This window comes from Salininema proteolyticum (genome assembly GCF_042685645.1).
Lineage (GTDB): Bacteria > Actinomycetota > Actinomycetes > Mycobacteriales > Micromonosporaceae > Salininema > Salininema proteolyticum.
On record NZ_JBHUNX010000001.1, the window covers coordinates 4092167 to 4115518 of the forward strand.

Genomic DNA, 23352 nt, shown 5'->3' on the forward strand with positions numbered 1-23352 from the left:
GAGGCGAGCGCGGTTCAGGGAAAGCAGGAGAGTTCGATGAGCTTCGCGGCCGGGGAGGCGGCGAGCGCGACGGGAAAGGCCAGGACAAGGGCGGAGGCGGCGGTGGCGACGAGGGCCGTCCGCCGGCCCAGCTTCCGGGTGTCGGCCACCAAGTGTCGGACTCGCGACACGGCGAGCCCCCCTCCGGCGGACAGCGCCGTGCGGGGGGCGGTGACGCCGGCCTCCGCGAAGGCGACGATGCCCCGGGCGATGTCCCGGGCGGGGACGGTGCGGGAGGCGACGTCGTCGGCGCAGCGCTCCAGCAGGTGCCCGACGCGCTCCGGGAGGCGGGCGAGCAGCGGGACGCCGGGGACGGTGTCGGCGATCGTCTGCGCGAGTCCGGCGGGGAGGTGGTGGTGGCCGCCGAGGTGCGCCCGCTCGTGGGCGATGACGGCCCGGAGCGAGGCGGTGTCGACGGCGTCGATGGCCCCGCTGGTGACAGCGATCTGCCGGTCGGCGCCGGGGAGGCAGTAGGCGGCGGGGCGCCCGTCGGGGACGACGTGGACGCCGAGCGCGGGGTCCCAGTCGGCGGCGCGGTCGAGCCAGCGGCGGTGGGAGCGGCTAGTGGTACGGGAGGTCGCGGCGGCCGCGGCGAGGGAGGTGGCGAAGCGGGCCGCGGGGACGACGACGAGGGCGGCGGAGACCGCGGCGACGACGGTGCCTCCGGTGGGGCCGTAGAGGTCGCGCAGGGCGGCGAGGCAGTTTTCGACGATGCCACCGCGGTTGAAGTCGTAGCGGGTCATGGGGTAGACCATCATGACTCCGGCGGCGGGCAGGGCGAGGAGGAAGGCCGCGGCGGAGGTGAACCAGGCGGTGAGCGCGAGGCGGGGGTGCGCGTCGAGGTGCGGCAGGCGGGCGAGGAGGCGGGGCGCGGCCCAGCCGAGGGCGAGCGCGAAGGCCAGGAGCGCGACCGCGGCGGTCATCACTCGCTCCGGCCGGTCTCGTCGAGGAGGGTGCGGAGCTGGGCGATCTCGTCGGTGGAGATGGAGTCGACGAACTTGAGGAAGACGGCCTCCTTGTCGCTGGAGGAGTCGAGGACTTCGGCCATGCGGGAGGCGTCGTACTCGGCGCGGCTCTGCGCGGGGCGGTAGGCCCAGGCGCGGCCTTGGCGTTCGCGGGTGGTCATGTCCTTGCGGTAGAGGTTGTCGAGGACGGTCATGACCGTGGTGTAGGCGGGCTCGGGGTCCCGGTCCAGGGTGCCGAGCACTTGGCGCACGGTCTGGGGGCCGGGCGCGCTCCAGAGGCTCTCCATGACGGCCGCTTCCAGCTCTCCGAGGTGAATCAGGGCCCTCTCCTCTCTCGTCGGGTCGGCGGTCGCCGTCCCGACTCCACTATAAGCGGCGCTTCGCGGAGCGGCTCCGGGTGCGGTGATGCGGGGAGTCACATTACGGCGGGCCGTGGGTCGGGGTTCGCGACCCCTTATTACTATTCGTCATAGTAGTTCCGTTCCGGCGGCCCGCGCCGCCGAGGAAGGAGGGCCGCCGTGCGCATCGCCCGACGGACGCTCTTCAGCGTCGTCCCCGTAGGCCTCCTGGCCGCATGCGGCGACGACGGAGAGGACCCCCGGTACACCAACAAGGCCAACGAGCTCAACCGCAGCCGCTACTACACCGGCGACGGCACCGACCTCACGTGGAAGGACCCGGCCGACCGCATGGAGGCGCCCGTCCTCCAAGGGGAGACCCTCGACGGAGAGCCCCTCGACACCGCCGACGCGGCCGGGGACGTCATCGTCGTCAACTACTGGGGCTCGTGGTGCCCGCCGTGCGTCAAGGAGGCCCCCGAACTGGTGGCCGTGAACGAGCACTTCGCCGACGAGCCCGTGCACCTCATCGGCGTCAACTCCCGCGACCAGCTCGACCCGGCCAAGGCCTTCGAGAAGCGCCACAAGGTCCCCTACCCGTCGATCTACGACCCGCCGGGCAGGACCACCATGCAGTTCACCGAGTACGGCGTCTCGCCCAACACCTTCCCCGTCACCATCGTCATCGACAGGCAGGGCCTCGTCTACAGCATCTGGCGCGGCGGACTGACCCGCGACGACCTCATAGCGGACATCGAGGAGGTCCTGGCGGAATGAGCCCGGCCGAGATCGTCACCTCCGGGCCCCTCCTCTTCGCCTTCGGCATCGCCCTGGCCGCCGGGTTCCTGTCCTTCCTCTCCCCCTGCGTCCTGCCGCTCATGCCCGGCTACATGTCCTATATGACGGGCATGACCGGCGACCAGATCGAGCAGGGCCACGGCAGGAGGCGGGCGCTCGCGGCGGCGCTGCTGTTCACCGCCGGCTTCACCTTCGTCTTCACCTCCACCATCTTCGCTCTGCAGACCCTCGGGCGAGGCCTACTGGAGTACGGTCCGGCCATCGAGGCCGCGGTGGGCGTCCTCATGATCGCCATGGGGCTCGTCTACATGGGCGCCATCCCCTTCGGACGGGGATTCCAGGTCAAGTGGCGCCCGGCGGCGGGCCTGGCCGGCGCCCCGGCGTTCGGCGCGGTCTTCGCGATCTCGTGGATCCCGTGCATCTCTCCGGTGCTCGCCGCGGTGACCGGGCTGTCGTTCGTGCAGGGCGGCACCGCGAGGGGCCTGGCGCTCATCGTCGCCTACTGCCTGGGACTGGGAATACCGTTCGTCCTCATGGCGCTGGGGATGGACGCCGCGACAAGGGCGCTCGGATTCTTCCGGCGCCACGGGAAGGCCATCACGCCGCCGGCGGCGTGATGCTCGTGGTCGTCGGCCTCATGCTGACGACAGGCCTGTGGCGCACCTTCACCACGTGGCTGGTAGCCACCTTCGGCGTCGGCGAGATCTGGCTGTGAGGCGGGTCCGGGTCTTCGGCTCGACCCGGATTCGCCGAACGGCCGGTCGAACCGGCCGGGGCCGCCCCGGAGAGGACGCAAGTCCGGGGCGGCCCCTTTACGAACAGGTGCCCCTGTCCTCGGGAACCGACCCCGGATCCGTCGGCGGCTGAGAGGGGTTGGACGGCTGACCGCCCAACCCCGCGTCGTCACTCGCGGCGGCTCCGGCGGTTCCCGTACGCGGTCAGCGCGAGTCCGAGGACCGTCAGCGCGACGGCCGCCCAGGCCAGGTCGGCCAGGACCGAACCGGTGACCGGCAGGGCCGCGCCGGACCAGGTGTTGGTCACCTCGGCCGAGTCGCAGGCGTCCTCGTCGCAGGCGGCCACGGCGAACTCGCCCCCGTCGGAGCCGTTGACGGATACGGCCTTCTCGTCGGCCCCTCCGTCGTCGGTCTCCTCCAGCAGGCAGTCGGCGTCGGCGGGCAGGTCGCCGTAGACGACGGTGCCGCCTGCCCCGATCGCGCGCTCGGCGCCGCCCGGAATCTCGACGTCCACTCTGGATCCGTCGACGAGTCGGGTGCAGGAGAGGCGGACGGTGTAGACGTCGTCCCCGTGGTCCCCGGCGCCGTCTCCGGCCAGGAGCTTGGCCACCGACAGCCCGCCGGTGTCGAAGCGGTTCTCCACCTTCATCTCCGCCGTGTCGCGGCCCGGAACGGTCACCGTGTCGCCGTCGTCCGCGCCCCCGCTGATGACGACCTCGGTGGCGCCGCCGGTCTTGGTCTCGGAGAGCACGCAGTCCGAGCCGGTCGGAAGGCCCTCGTAGACGGCGGGCTCGTCGACGGTGAGCGGCCGGATCGCGCCGCCGGGAACGTCGACGGGCACGACGCCCTGGCCGGTGTCGAAGGTGCACTCCAGGCGCACCTCGAACGGCCCGGCGCCGTAGAGCTCGGCGCCCTCGCCGGTGACCTCCTTGACCACCTGGATCTCTCCGGCGGTGAGGACGTTGACCGCGTGGAGCGTCACCGTCTCGCCGTCTCCCACGGTCACGCCGCGCGGCAGGACGGTCGCGAGGACCGCTCCGCCGTCGCCGGTCTCCGTGCCGACGCAGACGGCGCCTTCCGCGATGTTCTCCGCGCCCGCTTCGAGCGGCCCTCCGCCGCCGAGGACGAACTCGCCCTCCCAGACCACGCGGGACCCGGTCGCGTCGTCGAGCGTGCAGACGACCTCGATGGTGAACGGCCCCTCGTCGACCGGGTCGGCCCCGGCCCCGAAGACGTGCTTGCGGATCGCGATGCCGCCGGCGCCGTAGGAGTTGGCGACGGTCGTGACGTTGACCGTGCCGCCGTGCGTGTCCGGCTCCAGCACGACCGTGGTGCTCGGCCCGTCGGTCTCGACGGGGTCGCCGCCGTCGGTCACGGTGCTCATGGCGACCTCGGCGTCCTTGGCGTCGGTCTCGGTGACGGTGCACTCGGCCCCGGCCGGCAGGCCCGTGAACTCGGCGCTCTCGCCATCGGACAACTCCGCGCCCATCGGGTCGTCAGCGCTGTAACCGTCGGCGTAGACCGGATCGCCGAGGAACGAGCACGCGACCTCGACGGTGAAGGGACCGTAGTCGATCGGATTCCCGTCGGCGTCGACCGCGTCGGACTCGACGACCTTCTCGACCCTGAGCCCCGCCAGGTCGTAGACGTTCTCCACGGTGATGACCGCCGGGTCGTCCTCGTCCCTCGCCACCGTCTCGGTCGTCGCGGTGAACGAGGTCGCCCCGGCCGCGTCGTCCTCGGTGACGGTGCACTCGGCGCCGTAAGGCAGGTCGTCGACCACCGTGGCCTCGCCCGGGACCACAGTCTGGTCCGCCTCGTCCCCCAGCGGGACGTCGGCCTCGACGCGGGTGCCCACGGCGGAGGTGCACTGGAGCGTCAGGTCGAACTCGCCGGGCGCGAAGTCCGCCCCGTCTCCGGTGACCTCCTTGCTGATGGCGATGTGACCGGTCGCGAGCGCGACGCCGACGCGGTTGCCCTCGGCGGGGAGCACCACGCCCTGCCCGTTCGGGCCGTCGCCCGGCTCCACCGTGAGCGCGGCGTGCGCCTCGGTGTTCCAGGCGATCGTGTCGGGCCCCGCGGTGTCCGAGTAGGCCGGCGTGGTCGTGGTGACCTCCCATTGGAAGACGTCCGTCGGCTGGAACGGCTCGGCTTCCGGGAACGCGATCCAGTAGCGGACCCCGGTCACGGAGTCGAGGATGTCGTCAGTGAACGCCGGCCCCCCGTCTTCGGGGAACAGGGTCCACGCGTCGGGGTCGCAGCCGTCGATGGACACGCACGGATCGGGGTCGTCGGTCCACCAGAAGCGGACGTCGGTCCCGTCGGGAAGGTCGCTGACGACCTCCATCGTGCCCTCGAACAGGGCCTTCCACTCCGAGCCGCGCGGGTTCGGGTTGATGCCGCCGGTGTCGCCGGGCGCGGGCAGCTGGTCGACCCCGATGAGGTCGGTCATGGCCACGTTGCCGGTGTTGACGATCGAGGTCCTCCAGACCTCGTCGCCGCCGGGCTTGGTGATCGGCACGCACGGTCCGGTGTAGAAGCCGTCGGCGTTGGGCGCACAGGCGGCGTCCTCGTCGGTCTTGTGCACGCCGAGCTCGTCGTCGACGGCCCGCACGGACTTCCGGCCGCGCAGGGAAGCGGTCGTGGAGACCTTGACCGAGGCCTCGGCGCGGCACTCACCGGTGTCGGGGTCGAGCGTTCCGTCGCACTCGTCCCACGGCCGGTCGCCGGTGACGCCGAAGCTGTTGTCCAGCACCGTGTCGCCGGCCAGGCCGGGACGGATCATGAGCTCGACGGTGATGGCGTAGGTCTGGCCGACCTCCAGGACCGTCCCCGCGGGGAAGGTGAACTCGATCCGCTCCACGTCCCCGGTGACGTCCGTGGTGACGTCGGCGGGATCGGTCGGCATGGCCTCGCCGTTCGCCGGGTCGGGCGCGTCGCCCTCCAACGTGTAGGAGAAGGCCCCCTCGCCGCCAGGGTTCTCCTCCGGGTCGAACATGAGCTGTTCGCCGTCGGCGTCGACGGGCAGGACGTCGGTGACGACCGGGTCGACGATCGCCCTGTCCCCGGTGTTGGTGACCTGGAGCGTGTACGGGAAGGACTGCCCGGGCGGTTTGACGCCCCCGTCAGAGGAGCCGTCGGCGAGCTTGACGACCGCGACGCCGTTGCGGGCGTGGCGGTACAGGACGGCCGCTTCGGCCTCGTCGGTCGCGCTGACCGGTTGCCCGTCGACGGTCACCGCTCCTTCGGCGAGCGCCTGGACGGTGTTGGTCGCGACTCCGGGGTCGGTCTCGCCGGGAGCCGGGTCGTTGGACTCCAGGTCGGGCAGGACCGGTCCGCCGGAACGGAGGGCGTCGCGGCGGGTCAGCTCGACCGGGACGGCCTGGAGCGGGTCGTTCGGGTTCTCCCAGATGGCCCCGTCGGCGCGGGTGAAGGTGAACCGCAGGCCCTGCACGTCGCCCTCGGCCACGCCGTCCGGCAGGGCGAGCTCGGTGCCGGGCGTCCCCTCGGTCCAGGAGCCGCCGGTGACCGTCACCCCTCCGGGCCCTTCGGTGAAGGTGCCGCCGGTGTAGGCGTCGACCCGCACCCGGTCGATGGGCGCGGTGAAGGAGAAGTCGCCGAACCCGGAGAAGTCGTACTGGTTCCACAGGCGCGGTTCGTCATCGGTGAGCGTCATGAGGTTCGTGCGAGTGGTCCCGCCGGGCTTCCCGGTGACGGTCATGGTGACCGGTCCGGCGGAGGGCTCGGTGATCGCGTCCGGGTCGAAGGACTTGCCGGCCTCGACCGAGATGTCGATGTCCGCCAGTTCGATCGTCGCGCCGTCGGTCGCGGTCGGCGAGTCGTCCTTGGTGCCGCCGAGGTCGGCCACGGCGGCCTCGGTGTCGTCCGAGACCGGCGAGTCGGCGGTGGTCACCGGGTCGCCGGTGGAGCGGTGTTCGGCTCGCAACCTCGTGTCGAGGACCAGGCGGGCCTCCGCTCCGGCCGCTATGCGTCCGGTGTGGACGACCTCCATGGCGACGACGTCGGCCAGGTCGGCCTCACCGAGCGCCAGAGCCTCTTCGCGAGTGAGCGTCCGCCCCGTCCCGGCGGAGTCGGTGAGCGTCACCTCGGTGCCGGTGGCGCCCTCGGGGACTCCGATGGTGACGATGTCCTTGAGGTCGAACACGTCGAACGGGTCCTCGGCGTTCGGTTCGGTGATCGTCAGCGAGTCGACCTCGGCGGCCGTGGTGTTCTCCGCGGTGATGGAGACGCGCCCGGACGGGTAGTCGGCGGGGTCGGTGCCCTCCGGCGGGATGCCGAGCGGCCCCCCGGTCCAGTCCTTGGTGACGTCCACATTGAGCGGAACGTCGACGATGAGAACGTCGTCCTCGGCGGTGTCGCGGGCGATCTGCTCCCCGTCGGTGAACCCGGTGGCACTCGCGGTGTCGAGCACCTCTCCGGCAATCCCGTCCACGTTGTAGTCGCGGGAGCCGAGCACCGGGTCGGGATCAGTCTGCGGGTCGCGGGCCAGGTCGCGGACCTCGAAGGTCAGCGTCACCAGTCGGTCGTTCCCGCTTGACCGCGAGACGCCGGAGCCGACCTGCGGCAGCGTCGGGTCGGTGCCGATGCGGTCGGCCCTGGTGGGGCTCTCGACGTAGACCAGGCGGACGCCGGTGGCCGACTCCTGCTCGGCGCCGGTGAGCGTCAGGCCCGGGAAGGTCCCGTCGCAGGCGTCGGGGCACGGATCGTTCGCGGCCTTCACCCAGTCCGAGCCGTTGTACAGCTCCACGCGGTCGACCGCGTCGTAGGTCAGCCACGGGTCCTGGGCCGCCGAGATCGCCGGGACGGCCACCAGGTCGAAGGCGTCGAAGTAGGAGTCGGACACGGCCGTGGTCGCCGGATCGGCCACATCGGAGACGACGACCTCGTCGAGGCCCGTGTAGCCGCCGGTCGACCAGTGCAGCTGGGCGTCAATCCGGTCGCCGGAGCGGGCCGTCACGGTGTTGCCCGCGCCGGGCTCTGGCTCGACGAAGTTCTTGTCGATCAGGTCGCCCTCCCCGGGCGTGACCGGCTCCAGGTGGATCGTCGGGCACGGGTCGGGCGTCTCGGCGCTGCCCTCCACGTCGCCGGCCGTCGCGGTCGCGCCCGCGCAGTTCGGGATAGTCGCCTCCGGTCCGGCCGCGTCTCCCGACCCGTCGCGCAGCTGGTCGCGCAGTGCGACGGTAAAGTTCGGCTGCACGCTCGTCCCCGGCGGGAACCCTTCCGGGTCGTAGTAGTCGAAGCGCAGGCCCTGGATGTCGTCGCGGAGGCTCGGGTCGATCGGAATGTTCACCACGTCGGGCCCGGGCAGGTCCTCGGCGCCGGGCAGGACGACCCATTCGCTTCCGTCCCAGTAGTAGACGGTCAGGGTCGCGCCCGCCGGGATCGCCGTCTGGGTGATGGCGGCGGCGTCGAAGGAGTTCCAGAACTCGTCCGGTTCCGAGCCGGGGTTCGGCGGGTCCTGGACGATCAGGTGCTCCGCGTCGGTCGACGAGGCCGGGAACGGCTCGATGGACGCCGGCAGCTCCACGACGGCCGTCTCTCCGGGGATGGAGAGGATGTCGTCGGGGACCATGCTCTTCTCCACGTCGACCGCCAGGCGCGCGGCGATCGTGGTCAGCGAGGCGTCGGCCGTGGCCGAGTCGGTGACCGCCCCGGCGGCGACGTCCACGGCGACCTGGTTGCCGTGGACGACCTCCTCGTCGACCTGGTCGGCATCGGTGTCCACAGTGAATGGAACGATCGCCTCGGCACCCGAGGCGATGTCGCCGGAGAACACGACGGTGAAGCCGGTGACGGTCTGCCCCTCGGAGGGCGGCGGCAGGGTGTCGGCCTTGGCGGCGTCGAGCTCCTCGGTCGTGCCGTCGGCATAGGTGTAGGTGACCGTGGCCGACGTGGCGCCCTCGGGCCAGACGACGCCGTCGGCGAAGCCGGTGAAGGTCAGCCCGTCCTCGAACGGGTTGTCCGCGCCTTCGGCGGGCTCGGTGATCGTCATGGTGTCCACCGGCGTTCCGGCGTTCACGCCAGTGAGCGTCGCGGTGCTCGGCTCGCCGGCCGGCACGGAGTCGGGGTCGAAGGACTTGGAGGCCTGCGCGGTGATCTCCGGCGGCACGATGACATAGTCGGCGTTCGCCTCGTCGGAGGCGGTCTCGTCGCCGAGTGCGACCTCGGCGGCGGCTGTGTTGGCGACGGTGGTCTGCTCGGTCAGCTCGGTGACGGTGTCGCGCTGGACGAGGTCGAGTTCCACGCTCCCCTCGGCGTCGACGGGGATCGGCGTGCCCGCGGAGTTGGAGAAGGTGAACCGCACGCCGCGCACGTCCTCGGCCGCGACGCCGTCGGGGAGCTCGGCCGTGGCGCCGGGCGTTCCCTCGACCCACTCCGTGCCGTTCCAGACGTCGACCTGGACCTGGTCGGCGCCTTCGGGGAAGGTCACCGTGCCGAAGCCGGAGAACTCCAGGTAGTCGAAGGGGGTCGGGGAGGCCTCCGGGTCCGCCGGGTCGGTGATCCGGAGGTGGTCGACCTCGGCGTTGGAGTCATTGGCCGCGCCGATCGTCGCCGTCAGGGGCGTGCCCGGCTCGGCGACGGCCTGGCCCGGCTCGATGCTCTTGGACGCCGTGGTCGCCAGCTCCAGAGGCACGACCGGGGTGACGTCGGCGGTGTCGCTCCTGGGGTCGGCGTTGCCGCCGTCGGCCGTCGCGGTGTTGGTGACCGGAATACCGTTGGCGGAGTAGGGGAGGTCGGGGTCCACTCGGACGGGGATCTGCACCTCGGCGGTCGACCCGCCGGGCATCCCCTGCGAACCCGGCGGCGTGTCGAGCGGCTCGGTGAAGGTCGCCTCGACCGTCTGGCCGTCTACAGTCACTTCGGCGTCGACGCCGCTGACCTGCGGGGTGCCCGCGATCTGGAACTCGGAAGGGACCTCGTCGACCAGGGTCGCCCCCACGCAGCCGTCGGTGCCGGTGCAGCTGATCTGAACGGTGTAGGTGAACACCTCGCCCGGCTGGGCCGTGTCCGTCGAGGCGGTCTTGACGACCAAGAAGAACGCCTGCTCCTGCGCCAGCACCGGTGCGGCCGGGGCGATCAGGAGGCCCACCGCGGCCAGGGCCGCCAGGAGCGCCTTCGACCAGAGTCGGAGTCTCTGCTTCGTCTCTCTCATCACGGCGTCACCGGCTCCTCTCCGCGTATATGTCCGGAGTGGATTATGTCAACGGCCGGACCCCGACACGCCTAAACGGGCGAATACCCGTCTTTTTCACCCATAAGGGAAGCCCGGGGCGAAATGCCGTCGAGCTCGAGGCCGGAGTCGGTGATCTTCCGATCATCGCCTCACATCCACGGCCTTCGGTAACTACGCGGTGTTACGTTCTAAATACAGACCTCCCGCCCGTGGATAAGAGGGCGAGGGTTCCTCCGCTCGAGAAGGGAACAATGCCGTGAAGGCCGTGCAGTACCGCGAAGCCGGCGGATCGCCGGAAGTCGTCGAGATCCCCAAGCCCGTACCGGGGCCGGGCGAAGTGCTCCTCAAGGTCACCGCCGCCGGAGTCTGCCATTCGGACATCGCCGTGATGTCCTGGCCCGCCGACCAGATCCCCTTCCCGCTGCCCCTGACCCTCGGCCACGAGGGCGCCGGGATCGTCGCGGAGCTCGGCGCCGGAGTCACCGGAGTGGAAGCGGGCGAGTCCGTCGCCGTCTACGGCCCCTGGGGATGCGGACGCTGCACCAAGTGCGCCGCCGGCAAGGAGAACTACTGCCTCAACGCCGCCACGGAGGGCATCCACCCGCCCGGGCTCGGCGCGCCCGGAGCGATGGCCGAGTACATGGTCGTCGACAGCGCCCGACACCTCGTGCCGCTCAAGGACCTCGACCCGGTGCGGACGGTGCCGCTGACCGACGCCGGCCTGACCCCGTACCACGCGATCAAGCTCTCGCTGCCCAAGCTGGTGCCCGGCAGCACCGCCGTCGTCATCGGCACCGGCGGGCTCGGGCACGTTGGCGTGCAGCTGCTGCGGGCCATGACGGCCGCGCGCGTCATCGCCCTGGACGTCACCGAGGAGAAGCTGGAACTGGCGAAGAGGGTCGGCGCGCAGGAGGCGATCCTCTCCGACGAGAACGCCCCGGCCAAGGTCAGGGAGCTGACGGGCGGCGTCGGAGCCGAGGTCGTCCTCGACTTCGTCGGCGCCCCGCCCACCACGAAGATCGCCGGCCAGTGCGCCGCGGTGGAAGGCGACGTCACGATCGTCGGCCTGGGCGGGGGCACCCTGGGCGTCGGATTCGGCGCCCTGCCCTACGAGGTGTCGGTGACGTCGCCGTACTGGGGTTCGCGCGACGAGATGATCGAGGTCTTCGACCTCGCCCGCGACGGTGCCGTTGACGTGCACGTCGAGACGTTCTCCATCGACGACGCCCCAGCGGCCTACGAGAAGCTCCATAAGGGAGAGATCATGGGGCGGGCCGTCATCCTGCCGAACGGATGACGATCGCGCCCGGCACGGGAGTGCGGGGCGGTGCGGCCTCTGCCGAACGATACTGGGCCGCACCGCCTCCCCACCCGGGACAGGGCGCCGACCGGTGGGGCCGGCTCAGCACACGAAACCGGCCCGATCCGATACGCCGGCGGTAGACGCTATCCGGTAAGAGGAACCGTATACCCTGTGCGTCCTCGTCTCTGCCGTGCATCGCAGGCGCCGTGCCCCTATCCAATGGAGTACTACACTATATAGTAGTCAGAGGTGCCCGAGTGTCAAGGAAAGACGGCGCCGGACATCATTAGAGTTCACTGAACGGCGGACCGGGGCCGGACGAACGGCACCTCTCCGGTCAGGCGCCGCCAGCTCCCGTTCGTGGCGGTCCACCTGCCTACGTTCAGTTTCTCCAGCGACAGGTCCGCCTTCTCCACGTACAGCCTCTTGCCGTCGTGCACGAAGCGCTCGTCGTCGTCGAGGGCGCGCTCCACCATCATCGAACCGTGGCGGTCGCGAAGGAACAGGCAGTACTCCGTGACGACGGCGAAGGGCAGGAACTCGAACACCAGCGCACTGAGACCGATGAGGGCCCCTATGGCCGCGGCGACCGCCAAGGAGCCGTACGACAGTGCGGAGGCGAAGTACTGCACCGCCAGGATCACCAGCGCGGTGACACCCCCGAGAGACGGCGCGAACCAGTGGGGGAGATACAGCTTCCGGCGGTAGGACGCGCGCCCCTCCTGACCGGGACTCGCCGGTGTTCCGGACCCTTCGGAGCCGGTCCCGGCAGGTGATTCGGGGCCTTTGACCCGCGTGAGGATGCCGACCACCTCCTCCATCGGGCAGAGACCCAGCGTGCTCGAGTCCGGCTCTCCGGTATCCGAGACGAGGTAGACGTGCCCGCGAGGGACGACATTGCGGGCCAGCGGATTCCAGTCGCCGGCCCTCACCTTCAGATGCCGCGCCACATAGGCCGGGGAACCGCCCTCGGGCGGTTCGATCCAGCCGCCGGACCGGGCCTTGACGATCACGGGTGTCGGCTCCATGTACGCCGTGGTGCCGACCTTGTCCATGATCACCGTGCGGCCGGGACCGCCGAGACGCTTCAACCCCTCTCCGGTTATCACGACCTCGCGCGGGCCCTTGAGGTCCCTCCATCCGAAGCGATTGCGTTTCGGAGGCGGGTTGTGACCGGACAGGTCGGTCGCAGCGCTACCGTCTCTCGGAGTGCGGGGGACAGATGACATGGCGGCCTGCCTTCCGGTCGCTTGGCGGGGTAGGGAGGATTCTACGATGAACGACGGAAACTACTTCCACTCGTAGGCTCAGAGGTGCCGGCGCATGCAGACCCGTGGCCAACGTTCCAGGCCATGAGCGGCCTCGCGTTCGCGGATCGCGCGGAGTCCGGGCGTCAAGTCCCCGTCTGCCACCATGGCGAATCCGCACGCGGCATAGTAGGGCGCATTCCAGGGCACGTCCTTGAAAGTGGTCAACGTCAGGGCTTCCAGCGCCTCTTCTTCGGCGACGGTGGCCGCGTGGTCCAGCAGCGACCGGCCGATGCGACGGCGTGTGTAGTCCGGATGCACGGTCACCTGCTCTATGTGCAGGGCGTCGTCCATGCGCTCGGCGATCAAGTACGCCACTGGGAGGTCGCCGTCATCGACGGCCACCCAGGCGTGGCCGACCCGCCGGTACTCGGAGAGGACTTCCAGGGTCGGTGGCTCGTCGTCGGCGATCTCCTCCATGCCGATCGCCCGGTACATCTCTCCCGCCGCTCTTTCGATCCGCTGAAAGAGCGGCAGGTCGCCGTCAACGGCGCTTCTCAATCGCATGGGAACAGTCTCCGAAAGGATTTGGTGAACGACAAGCGGTTTTTCGGTCGTGAACCTTCGAACGCCATTCGATGTCAGAGCATCGGAGCGCCCAACGGAACAGCGATTGTCCATGGACTTCTCGACGTCCGGGGCGGAGACGACGCCGACCGAGCGCTGTCTTTCACCGGACGGTTGAAAAGCTCTTTGGCCGGGGTCATTGCGTCGTGTCTGCAACGGAATAGGATGAGGAGACCAACGATCGGAGAATGGATGTGAAGGTACTCGTCTCCGGGGCCAGCATTGCCGGCCCCGTCCTCGCCTACTGGCTGAACCGGTATGGATTCGACGTCACCGTCGTCGAAAAAGCGCCTGAACTGCGGAAGACCGGCGGCCACGCCGTGGACCTCTACGGCCCCGCCATGGAGATCTCCGAAAGAATGGGAGTGGGCGCGGCAGTCAAGGACCTGGCCACTGGTACGGACGACATGGCCGTCCTCCGCAACGACCGCCCCGCCCGCCACATCGACTTGAGAAAGATCTACGAAGCCGGTTCCGACAAGCACGTCGAGATCATGCGCGACGACCTCAGCGGGATCTACTTCGACACCGCCCGGAACGACGTCGAATACGTCTTCTCCGACTCCATCTCAGAGATCGCCGAGGACGGCGAGGTGGCGTTCGACAACGGTCCGACGAGGAAGTTCGACCTCGTGATCGGCGCCGACGGCCTGCACTCGAACGTCCGCCGCCTCGCCTTCGGCCCGGAATCGGACTACAGCTCCTTCCTCGGCGCCTACCTGGCCGTCCAGTCCGTCCCGCGCGACTTCGGCGAGCCGGGAATGTACAAGGTGTACACCGAGGCGGGGCTCCTGACGGGCGTCTACGGCGCCGAGCACCTCGACGACGCGAGGGCCGTCTTCCTGTTCCGCACCGAACGGCCGCTGGACTACCAGCGCAAGGACATCCCGCTCCAGAAGGACTTCGTCCGCGAGCGGTTCGCCGACCGGCACCCCGAAGTCGACAGGTGGCTGACGGAGCTGGACGGCACCCCGGCGTTCTACTTCGACTCGATCACCCAGCTGTCCATGGAGACGTGGTCGAAGGGACGTGTCAGCCTCGTCGGCGACGCCGGCTACTGCCCCGGTCCCGCCGTCGGAGGAAGCACGAGCCTGGCCGTGTACGGCGCCTACGTCCTCGCCGGAGAACTGGCCGAAGCGGGCGGCGACCACACCAAGGCCTACCCGGCCTACGAGCGCGCCATGGCCGAGGCCGTCGAAAAGTCCCGATCCTTCGCGCGCGGCGCGGCGAAGAGCATCATTCCCGGTTCGCGCTTCGGGTCGTGGGCGTTGGTCAACGGCGCCCGCCTGGTCACCGCCATGCCGGGCCCGATCCGTCGGGGCCTGATGAAGATGAACGGCGCGAGCATCCGGTTCTTCGACTCCCTTCCCGTCAAGGACTACGAGAGACGCTGACACGGCAGCATGGCGGCGGAAGACGGTGGCGGCCGAGCGGTGAGAGTCCGCCGAGCAGTTCACTTCCCATCACGGCCCCTGCCGGCGTTCGCCGCCTCGCCCACTCGCCCTCAGCGGTTGAAGAGCTGCTCGATGAGGCCCAGCCGCATGGCGGCGTCCCGGGCCAGGAGGAATCCCGCTATGCCCACGACCCACGCGGCGGCCCCGGCGGCGTGCTTCGTCATCCAGTCGTTCAGCCGCGTCAACAGCGGCTCGACCTGACGCCGGGCCACCTGGCGTCCGGCCAGGAGCACCAGCGCCGGAAGCACCATGACCGCGCAGTACACGGCCAAGGTCAGCCCCGTCTGGGCGACGCCGAAACCGGCGGAGGTGATCATGCCGATCGCCGCCAGGTAGGGCAGCATGGACGCGACCTCGATGGCGGCGGCCGCCAAGGCCAGCCCCATCAGGGACGCCAGGGTCCCCGTCCGGGGCGCGGTCGTGACCGTTCCGGACGCCCCGCCGACGGGCTCGACGCCGATCGCCCTTTCCCTCCAGCGGGCCAGACGGCCACTGTCCTGCTTTCGCTTCTGGCGCTTGTCGAGGAGGAAGCTCAGCAGGAAGAGTCCGACGCCCAGGACCAGCTGCGCCCATATGACGGCGGTGGTCTCCAGCAGGCCGGCGATCTCCGTCAGGAAGGCGCCCGCTCCCAGCGCGATGGCGACGCCCACCAGGAAGTAGAAGGCGGCGATGGTGCCGAGATAGGCGAGCATCCTGCTCACCCGGACTCCACCGGGCGCGAGCAGGAGCCAGATCGGAATCAGCAGAGTGCCGAAACTCGTCGAGTCGATGAGTGCGAGCGCGGCTAGCACGCCGGCCATGGCAAGGTCCATGAGAGTAGCCTATCGGCCCTGGAAGACCAGGTCGTCGGCCAAAGGATGCATCTTGGACGCCCGCGGGGTCCTTCGGAAGGAGGACTCAGTGAACGGAAGCGTCCGGCAAGTAGGATCGCAATCGTGATCGCGTTTCCTCCGGACATCGGGGCCAGGGTCCTCGCGCCCTCTCCCGACGAGTCCTGGTACTTCCTCGGAGACATGCTCGAGGGCCTCCTCGTCCGGCATTTCGACGCCTTCGCCGAGACCCTCGGATGCTCGTTCGACGCCTCGACCGGATACAACATCTGCGTCCTCGCCGGACTCTACGCGCGTCCGGCCGTATGGGCGTGGCGCGAACACGGCGTGCTGCCGGCCTACGGCGACTCCATCGCGTTCAGATTCAACGGACAGAACCGCTACGACGCTGTCTCCTTCACCGACTTCGATCCGATCCCGCCTTCCGACGGCGGCCGAGCGCTGGCCGGGGCGGTCCACTCCTTCGGCGCCGACCTGGTGGCCGCGCTCGCTCCGCACACCCGTATCGGCGCGCGCGGTCTTTGGGCCCACGTCACCGACGTCTTCGCCAACGCGTTCCTGCCCCGCCCACCACTGGGAACGGCCGCGATGGAGGCTTCGCGAGAGGCCGAAAGAGTGCTGGCGCTCGCGGAGTTTCCCACCCCGGGCCCGCGATGGACCCGCTTCGACGGGGCGGTCACCGGGCTGTGGACGTCCTGCTGCCTCTGGTACAAGGTTCCGGGGGAAGAGGTCTGCGCCCCTGTGTGTCCCCGGATCACCGACGCCGAGCTGCCCGGGCATCTGGCCGAATGGCGCCGACGCCATCCGGATCGACGGTGAGCCGCGTTCTCCGCGCGTGAAGGGCGACAGGGCTAGGTCCCGGGGCCGGGGCACGGCCGCCGACGGTAGTCGTATCGAACTGCGGCGGAATGGGGCGTGACCACATCACGCCGGTGGACAGTCCGGACTCCCGAAGGTCGGCGGGCTCTCCTGCCGATCATCGGGCGAGAAAAACCCGCCACCGCACCGGGATGGGGCGAGCGCGGGGCGGGTCGGTCAGCGGCGGGCGCCGCCGAGCCGGTTCAGGCGGAGTCCTCGGGCTGGAGGACCACCCCGCCGAAACGGGCCTCGCCGGCCCGGAACCGCACTCCGTCGACGAGGACGAGGCCGTCCTCGGTGACCTGGTCGCACACGGTCCTGTCGTCGATGTGCAGGGCCTGGAAGCCGCCGCTGAGATGGGTGTTCCCCATCTGGACGGGGCGTCCTTCCAGATCGGTCGCCCTGTCGACGCAGCCTCTGCAGAGCGCCTTCGGATAGCGGGGCGACTGCTGGACCGGAGTGCCGTCATGCGGGCAAGTGTTCGGCGCGTCCGTCTGGGGCCGTCGTCGTCTCATGACTACTCCTGTGTTTCATGGGCTGCCCTCATTTAACCAGAGCGGGGCTCGCGGACGCCCCCGGATGGGGCTTACGCACCGGTAACGTCCGAGATCCGGGCCAGGGAACCGATCTCCAACGCGGCCCACATCGCCCCGTCGGGGCCGAGGGCGATCCCGTGCGGCTCGGAGCCGGGGGTAGGGAGGTCGTGGACCGACAGGCCTCCCGAGGAGTCGAAGCGGCCGACGCGGTTCGCGCCCCACTCGGTGAACCACAGAGTTCCCGACGCGTCCGGCGCGATGGCGTGCGGTCGGGAGGCGCGGTCGGGCAACGGGAACTCTGCGACCTTGCCGTCGGCGGTGACGCGGCCGATCTGGCCGGCACCGATCTCCACGAACCACACGGCGTCGTCCGTGGCGGTGATGCCGACGGGGGCGGCGGCCTCGGTGGGAAGCTCGTGGACCTCGACGGCGCCGGAGACGTCGACGGCTCCGATGGCGTTGGCCTGGTTCATGGTGAACCACAGGCGGCTGTCGGGCCCCGGGACTATGGCCGAAGGGAAGGCCTCGGCGTTCGGCAGGGCGAACTCGGTGACCTCGCCGTCGGTGGTGATGCGGCCGATCCGCCCGGCGGCGGTCTCGGTGAACCACAGGGCCCCGTCCGGTCCGGAGGTGATGCCGAAGGGGCCGCATTCGGCTGTGGGAAGGGGAAACTCGGTGATCTCTCCGTCGGTGGAGACGCGGCCGACGGTGTGGGACCCGTACCCGGTGTACCAGAGCGCGCCGTCGGGGCCGGGCGTGATGACGGTGGGGCGGGACTGCGGCCCTATGGGATACAGCGTCGGCTCGCCGCCGGGGACCAGGCGACCGATGCTCCCCCGGTGCACGAGTGTGAACCACAGGGCCCCGTCCGGACCCGTGGCAAGGGCGTAGGGTCCGGAGGCTTCGTCGGACACTGCGGTCTCTGCGATGTGGACTTCAGACATGGCGTTCTCCTGGCCGGGGATGGAATACGGTGTGCCGCACTGATTCTACGGTCGAGGGGCCGCCGGGGTGTGCGGCACGGGAGCGCGGGGGATAAGGCGCGCCCGTGCCGCTCCGGTGACTCGATTGTCATCCGGCGATAAGCATACTCGATGTCCCCCTATACGATCAATACATTCACCGGCATTATCCCGAGGCTTCTCGGTAAGGGCGGCAAGTCCTATTGTTCATAGCGGGTATCCATGTGCATACCAATGTCGTTGCAGTGCATAAGAATACTGCCGACCACGTGGGAATTCACCGTGCCTCGACGGCGGGGAATGTCGCCCAGGCCACTACACTTGTGAATATGGGATTATCGCTTACCCCGGAAGGAACATCTCATGAGCTGGGATCTAGTGGTCATGGGCTGGGCGGCGAGCGGCATCTTCGGTCTGGCCATCATAACCGCGACCGTGCTGACCGCCTTCGCACTGAGAATGAAGAACGGGGGCGGACGATGATGGAATGGCTGACGCTCCTGATCATGACCCTGGTGTGGCCGGGGGTGAGCGCGTTGATCCTCGTCGCCTCGATCCTCGCCTCGTTCTGGCTGGCGGGCAAGATAAACCCCAAGCCGAGGAGGGACAGGGACGAAGAGGCCCGCGAGCGCGCGGAGTTCGAGCGGATCGTCAGGGCCCGCTGGGAGAGCGAGGACGGGGAACGCCGGTCCGCCCGCGCCCAGAGCCGGAAGATCGCGGTCGACTCGATGGACGCGAGCCTGACGGCCTTCGCCGTCTCCTACGGAGTCCTCATGCTCCTGGCCACCGCCCACAGCCTGCGCCGGTACGAGCAGGAGCATCCGGACGCGATCCCGTGGGAGCTGCTGTTCCAGCCGTTCTACCTCCCCGCCGCCCCGGCGCTGCTGGTGGCCTTCGCCGCGGGGAAGATCTACCGCGACCGGTTCCGCCGGCTTCCGATCGAGGTGCAGGAGCGGAAGATCCGCGAGGCGCGCCGCAAGGAGCTCGACAGGCCGGAGAGCCCGGCGGTGCCCCCGGCCGTCGAGAGGGGGCGGTCCTTCTACTGACGGGCCGCGAACCGCAGGAAGAGGTAGAGGTCGGGAATGAGCGGCGCCGCCGTGTCCGTGAGGTCGCGGGACTCGTCCCCGATGACGGCCCGGACGGTGTCGTCGTCGACGGAGACGCGGTCGACCTCTTCCCGGGAGAACGACTCCACGTCTCCGCGGACGCGGTCCCGGGAGACCGACAGGGGCCCGAATTCCAGGCTCTCGCCCTGGTCGAAGGCCTCTTCGAGTGCGGGCAGGCGGGAGTCGCCGAGGGCCTTCTCGATCGCGGGGACCCACTCGTCGAACTCGCGGAACTCGACCGAGGCGGTGAGCGAGCCCTTGGGGACCAGGTCCTCTCCCCGCAGGCGGATGTGGAGGCTGGAGCTCATGCCGAGGACGGCGGCGGTCCCGTCCCCGCGCCTCAGGACGCACTGGTGCAGGTCGTACTTTTCTTTGCGCCCCTGGTGTTCGCGGGTGTGGCTGTAGAGGGCGGTGTCATGGGCCGGGAACGCCGAGACGGCGGAGCGCCGCTGGACGACGACGCCGTTCTCGTAGAGGTGCAGGCGGGTCTGGTCGTCGCGGATGGTGCGGAAGGCCCAGCGGCCGAAGCCGTAGACGGTCAGGGCGATGACCGCTGCGGGGAGGACGGCGGACCATGGGGCGACGCCCCACAAATACTCGGCGAGGAAACCCAGGGGGACGGAGACGGCGGCGGTCAGGACGGTGGCGGCGGCGATGGTGCCGGCGGCCCCGGAGCGGTAGGCGTCGAGTGTCGCGACGTGCGGCCCCAGGTCGTGGCGGTCCGCGATCGTTTCCAGGTCGGTCATGGCACTCCTCGGTAGGGGGACGCTTGGATTCTATGCGGCGGTGCTTTCCCGGCCGGTGGGGGCCGCCTGTCCTGGCGTTCGAGGGTTCCTACGAACGATGGGCTCGCATTTTCGTAGATTCTGACGCTTGTGAGCTGGTATCTGCGATTGTAGAATCCGGTGTTATGACGACCTTTCGCATAGGCGAGGCCGCCGAGGTCCTCGGCGTCAGCCCCGACACCGTCCGCCGCTGGGTCGACGGCGGGAGGCTGCCGGCCGAGCGCTCGCACGGTCGGCGCATGGTCGAGGGCGCCGACCTCGCCGCCTTCCTGAGGGAGCGCGCCGAGGGCTCCGACGGGCGCGCGGGACTCAGCTCGGCGCGCAACCGCCTCAGGGGCATCGTGACGGACGTAACGAAAGACCAGGTCATGGCGCAGGTAGACGTGCAGGCGGGGCCGCACCGCATGGTGTCGCTCATGAGCCGGGAGGCCGTGGAGGACCTGGGCCTGGAGGTCGGTTCGGCGGCGGTCGTCGTGGTGAAGTCGACGGCCGTGGTCGTGGAGAAGGACGAGCGGCATGGGTGAAGTGTCGATCGGACGCCGGTTCGCGGCCGGGGTCGGCGTCCTGGCCCTGGCGGCCGCGGCGGGCTGCTCCTCGCACGAGGAGTCCGTGTCGGTGTTCGCCGCCGCGTCGTTGACGGAGGCCTTCCAGGAGATGGGCGAGGCCTTCGAAGAGCGGGAGGGCGTCGCGGTCGAGTTCAACTTCGCCGGCAGTTCGACCCTGGCCGCCCAGATCGACCAGGGGGCGCCCGCCGACGTCTTCGCCTCGGCCGACACGGAGAACATGGACAAGGTGACCGCCGGCGGCCACGCCGAGTCGCCGGAGGTCTTCGCCTCCAACAGCCTCGTCATCGCGACCGCGGCGGGCAATCCGGAGGACATCGAGAGCCTGGAGGACCTGGCGCGTGTCCCCGTCGCGCTGTGCGCCGAGGAGGTGCCCTGCGGCCGGGCGTCGCAAGAGGTCCTGGACCTCGCCGGGGCGGACGTGGTGCCCGAGACCTACGAGCGCGACGTCAAGGCCACGCTCGCGAAGGTGACGCTGGGCCAAGTGGACGCCGCGCTCGTCTACCTGACCGACGCGGTCGCCGCGGGGGACGGGGTGGACTACGTCGAGTTCCCCGAGGCGGAGGCCGCGGTGAACGAGTACCCGGTCGCCGCCCTGGTCGGCGCGGCCGACGGCGAGGCCGCGGAGAAGTTCGCCCGGTTCGTCCTGTCCGACGGGGGCCGGGAGATCCTCGCCGAGCACGGATTCGGAGCGCCCTGATGCGGAAGGCCGCACAGAGGCGACAAGTGCCGCTCCCCATGCTGGTGCCGGCGGTCCTCGGGCTGCTGTTCCTGGCGCTGCCCCTGGCGGGGCTGGTCGTCGAGGCGCCGTGGACTACGCTGCCCCGGCGCCTGACCGAGCCGGCGGTGCTGGAGGCCCTGTGGCTGTCGGTCTCCACGGCCACCGTCGCGACGCTCGCGAGCATAGCCGCGGGCGTCCCGCTGGCGTGGATACTGGCCCGAGTCGAGTTCCGCGGCAAACGGTTCGTGCGGGCGCTGGTGACCGTGCCGCTCGTGCTCCCTCCCGTGGTGGGCGGCGTGGCGCTGCTGCTCGTCTTCGGCCGCAAGGGCCCCGTGGGATCGCTGCTGGAGAGCTGGTTCGGCGTCTCGCTGGCGTTCAACACCGCGGGAGTGGTCCTGGCGATGGTCTTCGTGGCCATGCCGTTCCTCGTCATATCGGTGGAGGGCTCGCTGCGCGGCGCCGACGTCCGCTTCGAGGAGGCGGCCGCGACGCTCGGGGCCGACCGCTGGACCGCCTTCACGAGAGTCACCCTGCCCCAGGCCGCGCCCGGCGTCATCGCGGGCGCCGTCCTCTGCTGGGCCCGCGCGCTGGGCGAGTTCGGGGCCACGATCACCTTCGCGGGCAACTTCCCCGGACGGACGCAGACTATGCCCCTGGCCGTCTACATGGCGCTGGAGACCGACCTGGAGGCCGCCCTGGTGCTGAGCCTGATCCTCCTGGCCGTCAGCGTCGCGGCCCTCGTGGGACTGAAGAACAGGTGGTTGAACCCCTCATGACGGACAAAGCACTGGACGCGCGCCTGGTGGTCCGCCGCGGGGAGTTCGAACTCGACGTGCCCCTGGAGGCCGGCGCCGGCGAGACGATCGCGCTCCTGGGCCCCAACGGGGCCGGCAAGTCCACGGCCCTGCGCGCCGTCGCCGGGCTGCTGCCCCTCTCGGAAGGCCATGTGGCCGTGGGAGGGCGCGAGTTCGACCGCCCCGAGACCGACGTCTGGGTCCCGCCGCAGGACCGCACCATAGGCGTGGTCTTCCAGGAGTACCTCCTCTTCCCCCACATGACGGCCCTCGACAACGCGGCCTTCGGCCCGAGGAGGAAGGGCAAGGGGAAGGCGGAGGCCCGCGCGATCGCGCGCCGGGCGCTGGAGCGGGTCGGCCTCGCCGACTTCGCCGACCGGAAGCCGCGCCGGCTCTCGGGCGGCCAGGCCCAGCGCGTGGCGCTGGCCCGGGCCCTGGCCCTCGAACCGACCCTCCTGCTGCTCGACGAGCCTCTGGCGGCCCTCGACGCGGCCACGAGGCTGGAGACGCGCGCGGAACTGCACCGGCAGCTCGGCGAGCACGAGGGCGCGGCCGTGCTCGTCACCCACGACCCGATCGACGCCCTGATCCTCGCCGACCGCCTGCTGGTCATCGAGGACGGACGCGTGGTCCAGTCCGGCAGCGGACCCGAGATCACCTCGCGCCCTCGCACCGAGTACGTCGCCAAACTGGTGGGGCTGAACCTGTTCGCCGGGACCGGCGAGGGCACGGCAGTCAGGATCGGCGGCGGGTTCCCTCTGGAGGGGGCGGAGAAGGTCGACGGACCCGTGTTCGCCGCCTTCCCGCCCAGCGCGGTCGCCCTGTATCCGCAACGACCGGAAGGCAGCCCGCGCAACACCTGGGAGGCGACCGTCACGAGCCTCTACCGGCACGGAGACAGCCTGCGCGTCAACCTGACCGGTCCCGTCGACGTCGCCGCCGACGTGACGCCGGCGGCGGCCGGCAGCCTGGCGCTGGAGCCGGGACTGACGGTGTGGGCGTCGGTGAAGGCCCAAGAGGTGCACGTCTACCCGGACTGAGACCCGCCGGCCTCATGCCGACACGCGCTCGTCGGCCGGGCGGGGAGTCCTGACCCGGGCCAGGACGAGCAAGGTGAGGGGAACGAGGGCCAGCAGGAACCCGCTGGGCCCCAGAAGGTACACGCAGAAGGCGACCCAGGCCGCCAGCCCGGCGGGAACGTAGAACGGGACGGGCTCGCCCCGTCTCCCCATCCGCACGAGCAGCAGCCCCAGAAGGAACAGCGGAACGACGAAACCGCCCGGCAGCGCCCAGAATACGGCCACCGACTCGAAGTCGGCCTCCCCGTCCCTCAAACCGCCGGAGAGCCAGTCGCTCCAATAGGGATGGAACGTGAACACGACGGTGTGGACGACGGCGATCAGCGACGCCGAGACCCCGGCGGCGATCGTGAGCTTGGACTTCTTCATGCCTCCCACGGTTCCGCAGCCGCGAGGACGCCGCCTCCCCTGGCGAGGG

At 70.3% G+C, this 23352-nt stretch carries 20 protein-coding genes; 10 read left to right on the forward strand and 10 right to left on the reverse strand.

The genetic code is table 11. The features are described from left to right. Positions 1-14 precede the first annotated feature (14 nt). A complete protein-coding gene (locus tag ACFTE1_RS18855) occupies positions 15-962 on the reverse strand; it encodes a M56 family metallopeptidase (protein ID WP_380619431.1) in 948 nt (315 codons plus the stop codon). Further along, entirely contained in the window at positions 962-1423 is a 462-nt protein-coding gene (locus tag ACFTE1_RS18860; protein ID WP_380619433.1) for a BlaI/MecI/CopY family transcriptional regulator, read from the reverse strand. Before ACFTE1_RS18860 ends, ACFTE1_RS18855 begins: the two co-directional genes overlap by 1 nt. A gap of 99 nt (positions 1424-1522) precedes the next feature. On the opposite strand from ACFTE1_RS18860, the gene ACFTE1_RS18865 reads away from it, so the two are divergent. Together ACFTE1_RS18865 and ACFTE1_RS18870 are read left to right on the forward strand one after the other, a co-directional pair. Continuing rightward, a complete protein-coding gene (locus ACFTE1_RS18865; protein ID WP_380619435.1) occupies positions 1523-2119 on the forward strand; it encodes a TlpA family protein disulfide reductase in 597 nt (198 codons plus the stop codon). Then, positions 2116-2757, forward strand: a complete 642-nt coding sequence (locus ACFTE1_RS18870) for a cytochrome c biogenesis CcdA family protein (RefSeq protein WP_380619437.1) — start codon at positions 2116-2118, stop codon at positions 2755-2757. The genes ACFTE1_RS18865 and ACFTE1_RS18870 overlap by 4 nt, the downstream gene beginning before the upstream one ends. A 286-nt stretch (positions 2758-3043) precedes the next feature. Here ACFTE1_RS18870 and ACFTE1_RS18875 read toward each other — a convergent pair whose 3' ends face one another. Then, positions 3044-10048 (reverse strand): DUF5979 domain-containing protein, encoded by a 7005-nt coding sequence (locus ACFTE1_RS18875; protein WP_380619439.1) that lies wholly within the window; start codon positions 10046-10048, stop codon positions 3044-3046. A 277-nt stretch (positions 10049-10325) separates the two neighbouring features. Here ACFTE1_RS18875 and ACFTE1_RS18880 point away from each other — a divergent pair, with 277 nt between their 5' ends. After that, on the forward strand, positions 10326-11366 hold the full coding sequence (locus tag ACFTE1_RS18880) for an NAD(P)-dependent alcohol dehydrogenase (RefSeq protein ID WP_380619441.1): 1041 nt from the start codon (positions 10326-10328) through the stop codon (positions 11364-11366). Between the two features lie 299 nt (positions 11367-11665). Here the strand turns inward: ACFTE1_RS18880 and ACFTE1_RS18885 are convergent, their stop codons facing one another. Further along, positions 11666-12601: a hypothetical protein gene (locus tag ACFTE1_RS18885; protein WP_380619443.1), complete on the reverse strand. Its 936-nt coding sequence runs from the start codon at positions 12599-12601 to the stop codon at positions 11666-11668. Positions 12602-12679: 78 nt separating this feature from the next. Continuing rightward, positions 12680-13186: a GNAT family N-acetyltransferase gene (locus ACFTE1_RS18890; RefSeq protein ID WP_380619445.1), complete on the reverse strand. Its 507-nt coding sequence runs from the start codon at positions 13184-13186 to the stop codon at positions 12680-12682. Positions 13187-13434: 248 nt separating this feature from the next. Between ACFTE1_RS18890 and ACFTE1_RS18895 the strand changes: the two genes are divergently transcribed. Then, positions 13435-14640 (forward strand): FAD-dependent monooxygenase, encoded by a 1206-nt coding sequence (locus ACFTE1_RS18895; protein WP_380619447.1) that lies wholly within the window; start codon positions 13435-13437, stop codon positions 14638-14640. 110 nt (positions 14641-14750) lie between these two features. Here the strand turns inward: ACFTE1_RS18895 and ACFTE1_RS18900 are convergent, their stop codons facing one another. Further along, complete coding sequence (locus ACFTE1_RS18900; RefSeq protein WP_380619449.1) at positions 14751-15512, reverse strand: GAP family protein; 762 nt, start codon at positions 15510-15512, stop codon at positions 14751-14753. Between the two features lie 123 nt (positions 15513-15635). Here ACFTE1_RS18900 and ACFTE1_RS18905 point away from each other — a divergent pair, with 123 nt between their 5' ends. Continuing rightward, a complete protein-coding gene (locus ACFTE1_RS18905) occupies positions 15636-16349 on the forward strand; it encodes a (2Fe-2S)-binding protein (protein ID WP_380619451.1) in 714 nt (237 codons plus the stop codon). 242 nt (positions 16350-16591) lie between these two features. Here the strand turns inward: ACFTE1_RS18905 and ACFTE1_RS18910 are convergent, their stop codons facing one another. Next, positions 16592-16903, reverse strand: a complete 312-nt coding sequence (locus tag ACFTE1_RS18910; RefSeq protein ID WP_380619453.1) for a hypothetical protein — start codon at positions 16901-16903, stop codon at positions 16592-16594. Positions 16904-16974: 71 nt separating this feature from the next. After that, on the reverse strand, positions 16975-17868 hold the full coding sequence (locus tag ACFTE1_RS18915) for a virginiamycin B lyase family protein (protein WP_380619454.1): 894 nt from the start codon (positions 17866-17868) through the stop codon (positions 16975-16977). 497 nt (positions 17869-18365) lie between these two features. On the opposite strand from ACFTE1_RS18915, the gene ACFTE1_RS18920 reads away from it, so the two are divergent. Further along, positions 18366-18932, forward strand: a complete 567-nt coding sequence (locus ACFTE1_RS18920; RefSeq protein ID WP_380619455.1) for a hypothetical protein — start codon at positions 18366-18368, stop codon at positions 18930-18932. Here ACFTE1_RS18920 and ACFTE1_RS18925 read toward each other — a convergent pair. Next, on the reverse strand, positions 18926-19738 hold the full coding sequence (locus ACFTE1_RS18925; RefSeq protein ID WP_380619456.1) for a DUF6585 family protein: 813 nt from the start codon (positions 19736-19738) through the stop codon (positions 18926-18928). The genes ACFTE1_RS18920 and ACFTE1_RS18925 overlap by 7 nt on opposite strands. Positions 19739-19902: 164 nt before the next feature. Here ACFTE1_RS18925 and ACFTE1_RS18930 point away from each other — a divergent pair, with 164 nt between their 5' ends. From ACFTE1_RS18930 to ACFTE1_RS18945, 4 genes are read left to right on the forward strand one after another with little or no spacing between them, the layout of a single operon-like run. Continuing rightward, positions 19903-20301, forward strand: coding sequence for a TOBE domain-containing protein (locus tag ACFTE1_RS18930; protein WP_380619458.1), 399 nt, complete (start codon positions 19903-19905; stop codon positions 20299-20301). After that, positions 20294-21040 (forward strand): molybdate ABC transporter substrate-binding protein, encoded by a 747-nt coding sequence (modA, locus tag ACFTE1_RS18935; protein WP_380619460.1) that lies wholly within the window; start codon positions 20294-20296, stop codon positions 21038-21040. Before ACFTE1_RS18930 ends, modA begins: the two co-directional genes overlap by 8 nt. Continuing rightward, entirely contained in the window at positions 21040-21837 is a 798-nt protein-coding gene (gene modB / locus ACFTE1_RS18940; protein WP_380619462.1) for a molybdate ABC transporter permease subunit, read from the forward strand. The genes modA and modB overlap by 1 nt, the downstream gene beginning before the upstream one ends. Continuing rightward, positions 21834-22895, forward strand: a complete 1062-nt coding sequence (locus ACFTE1_RS18945; protein ID WP_380619464.1) for an ABC transporter ATP-binding protein — start codon at positions 21834-21836, stop codon at positions 22893-22895. The genes modB and ACFTE1_RS18945 overlap by 4 nt, the downstream gene beginning before the upstream one ends. Before the next feature lie 12 nt (positions 22896-22907). Here ACFTE1_RS18945 and ACFTE1_RS18950 read toward each other — a convergent pair whose 3' ends face one another. After that, complete coding sequence (locus tag ACFTE1_RS18950) at positions 22908-23303, reverse strand: DUF6463 family protein (RefSeq protein WP_380619466.1); 396 nt, start codon at positions 23301-23303, stop codon at positions 22908-22910. Positions 23304-23352 lie beyond the last annotated feature (49 nt).

What these genes read in the sequence shown, in the direction of transcription:
- ACFTE1_RS18885 (WP_380619443.1), bottom strand. Translation starts at nt 12,601, where the DNA reads ATGTCATCTGTCCCCCGCACTCCGAGAGACGGTAGCGCTGCGACCGAC.
- ACFTE1_RS18945 (WP_380619464.1), top strand. Translation starts at nt 21,834, where the DNA reads ATGACGGACAAAGCACTGGACGCGCGCCTGGTGGTCCGCCGCGGGGAG.
- ACFTE1_RS18950 (WP_380619466.1), bottom strand. Translation starts at nt 23,303, where the DNA reads ATGAAGAAGTCCAAGCTCACGATCGCCGCCGGGGTCTCGGCGTCGCTG.
- ACFTE1_RS18890 (WP_380619445.1), bottom strand. Translation starts at nt 13,186, where the DNA reads ATGCGATTGAGAAGCGCCGTTGACGGCGACCTGCCGCTCTTTCAGCGG.
- ACFTE1_RS18915 (WP_380619454.1), bottom strand. Translation starts at nt 17,868, where the DNA reads ATGTCTGAAGTCCACATCGCAGAGACCGCAGTGTCCGACGAAGCCTCC.
- ACFTE1_RS18855 (WP_380619431.1), bottom strand. Translation starts at nt 962, where the DNA reads ATGACCGCCGCGGTCGCGCTCCTGGCCTTCGCGCTCGCCCTCGGCTGG.
- ACFTE1_RS18920 (WP_380619455.1), top strand. Translation starts at nt 18,366, where the DNA reads ATGATGGAATGGCTGACGCTCCTGATCATGACCCTGGTGTGGCCGGGG.
- ACFTE1_RS18895 (WP_380619447.1), top strand. Translation starts at nt 13,435, where the DNA reads ATGGATGTGAAGGTACTCGTCTCCGGGGCCAGCATTGCCGGCCCCGTC.
- ACFTE1_RS18875 (WP_380619439.1), bottom strand. Translation starts at nt 10,048, where the DNA reads ATGAGAGAGACGAAGCAGAGACTCCGACTCTGGTCGAAGGCGCTCCTG.
- modB (WP_380619462.1), top strand. Translation starts at nt 21,040, where the DNA reads ATGCGGAAGGCCGCACAGAGGCGACAAGTGCCGCTCCCCATGCTGGTG.
- ACFTE1_RS18910 (WP_380619453.1), bottom strand. Translation starts at nt 16,903, where the DNA reads ATGAGACGACGACGGCCCCAGACGGACGCGCCGAACACTTGCCCGCAT.
- ACFTE1_RS18900 (WP_380619449.1), bottom strand. Translation starts at nt 15,512, where the DNA reads ATGGACCTTGCCATGGCCGGCGTGCTAGCCGCGCTCGCACTCATCGAC.
- modA (WP_380619460.1), top strand. Translation starts at nt 20,294, where the DNA reads ATGGGTGAAGTGTCGATCGGACGCCGGTTCGCGGCCGGGGTCGGCGTC.
- ACFTE1_RS18930 (WP_380619458.1), top strand. Translation starts at nt 19,903, where the DNA reads ATGACGACCTTTCGCATAGGCGAGGCCGCCGAGGTCCTCGGCGTCAGC.
- ACFTE1_RS18925 (WP_380619456.1), bottom strand. Translation starts at nt 19,738, where the DNA reads ATGACCGACCTGGAAACGATCGCGGACCGCCACGACCTGGGGCCGCAC.
- ACFTE1_RS18870 (WP_380619437.1), top strand. Translation starts at nt 2,116, where the DNA reads ATGAGCCCGGCCGAGATCGTCACCTCCGGGCCCCTCCTCTTCGCCTTC.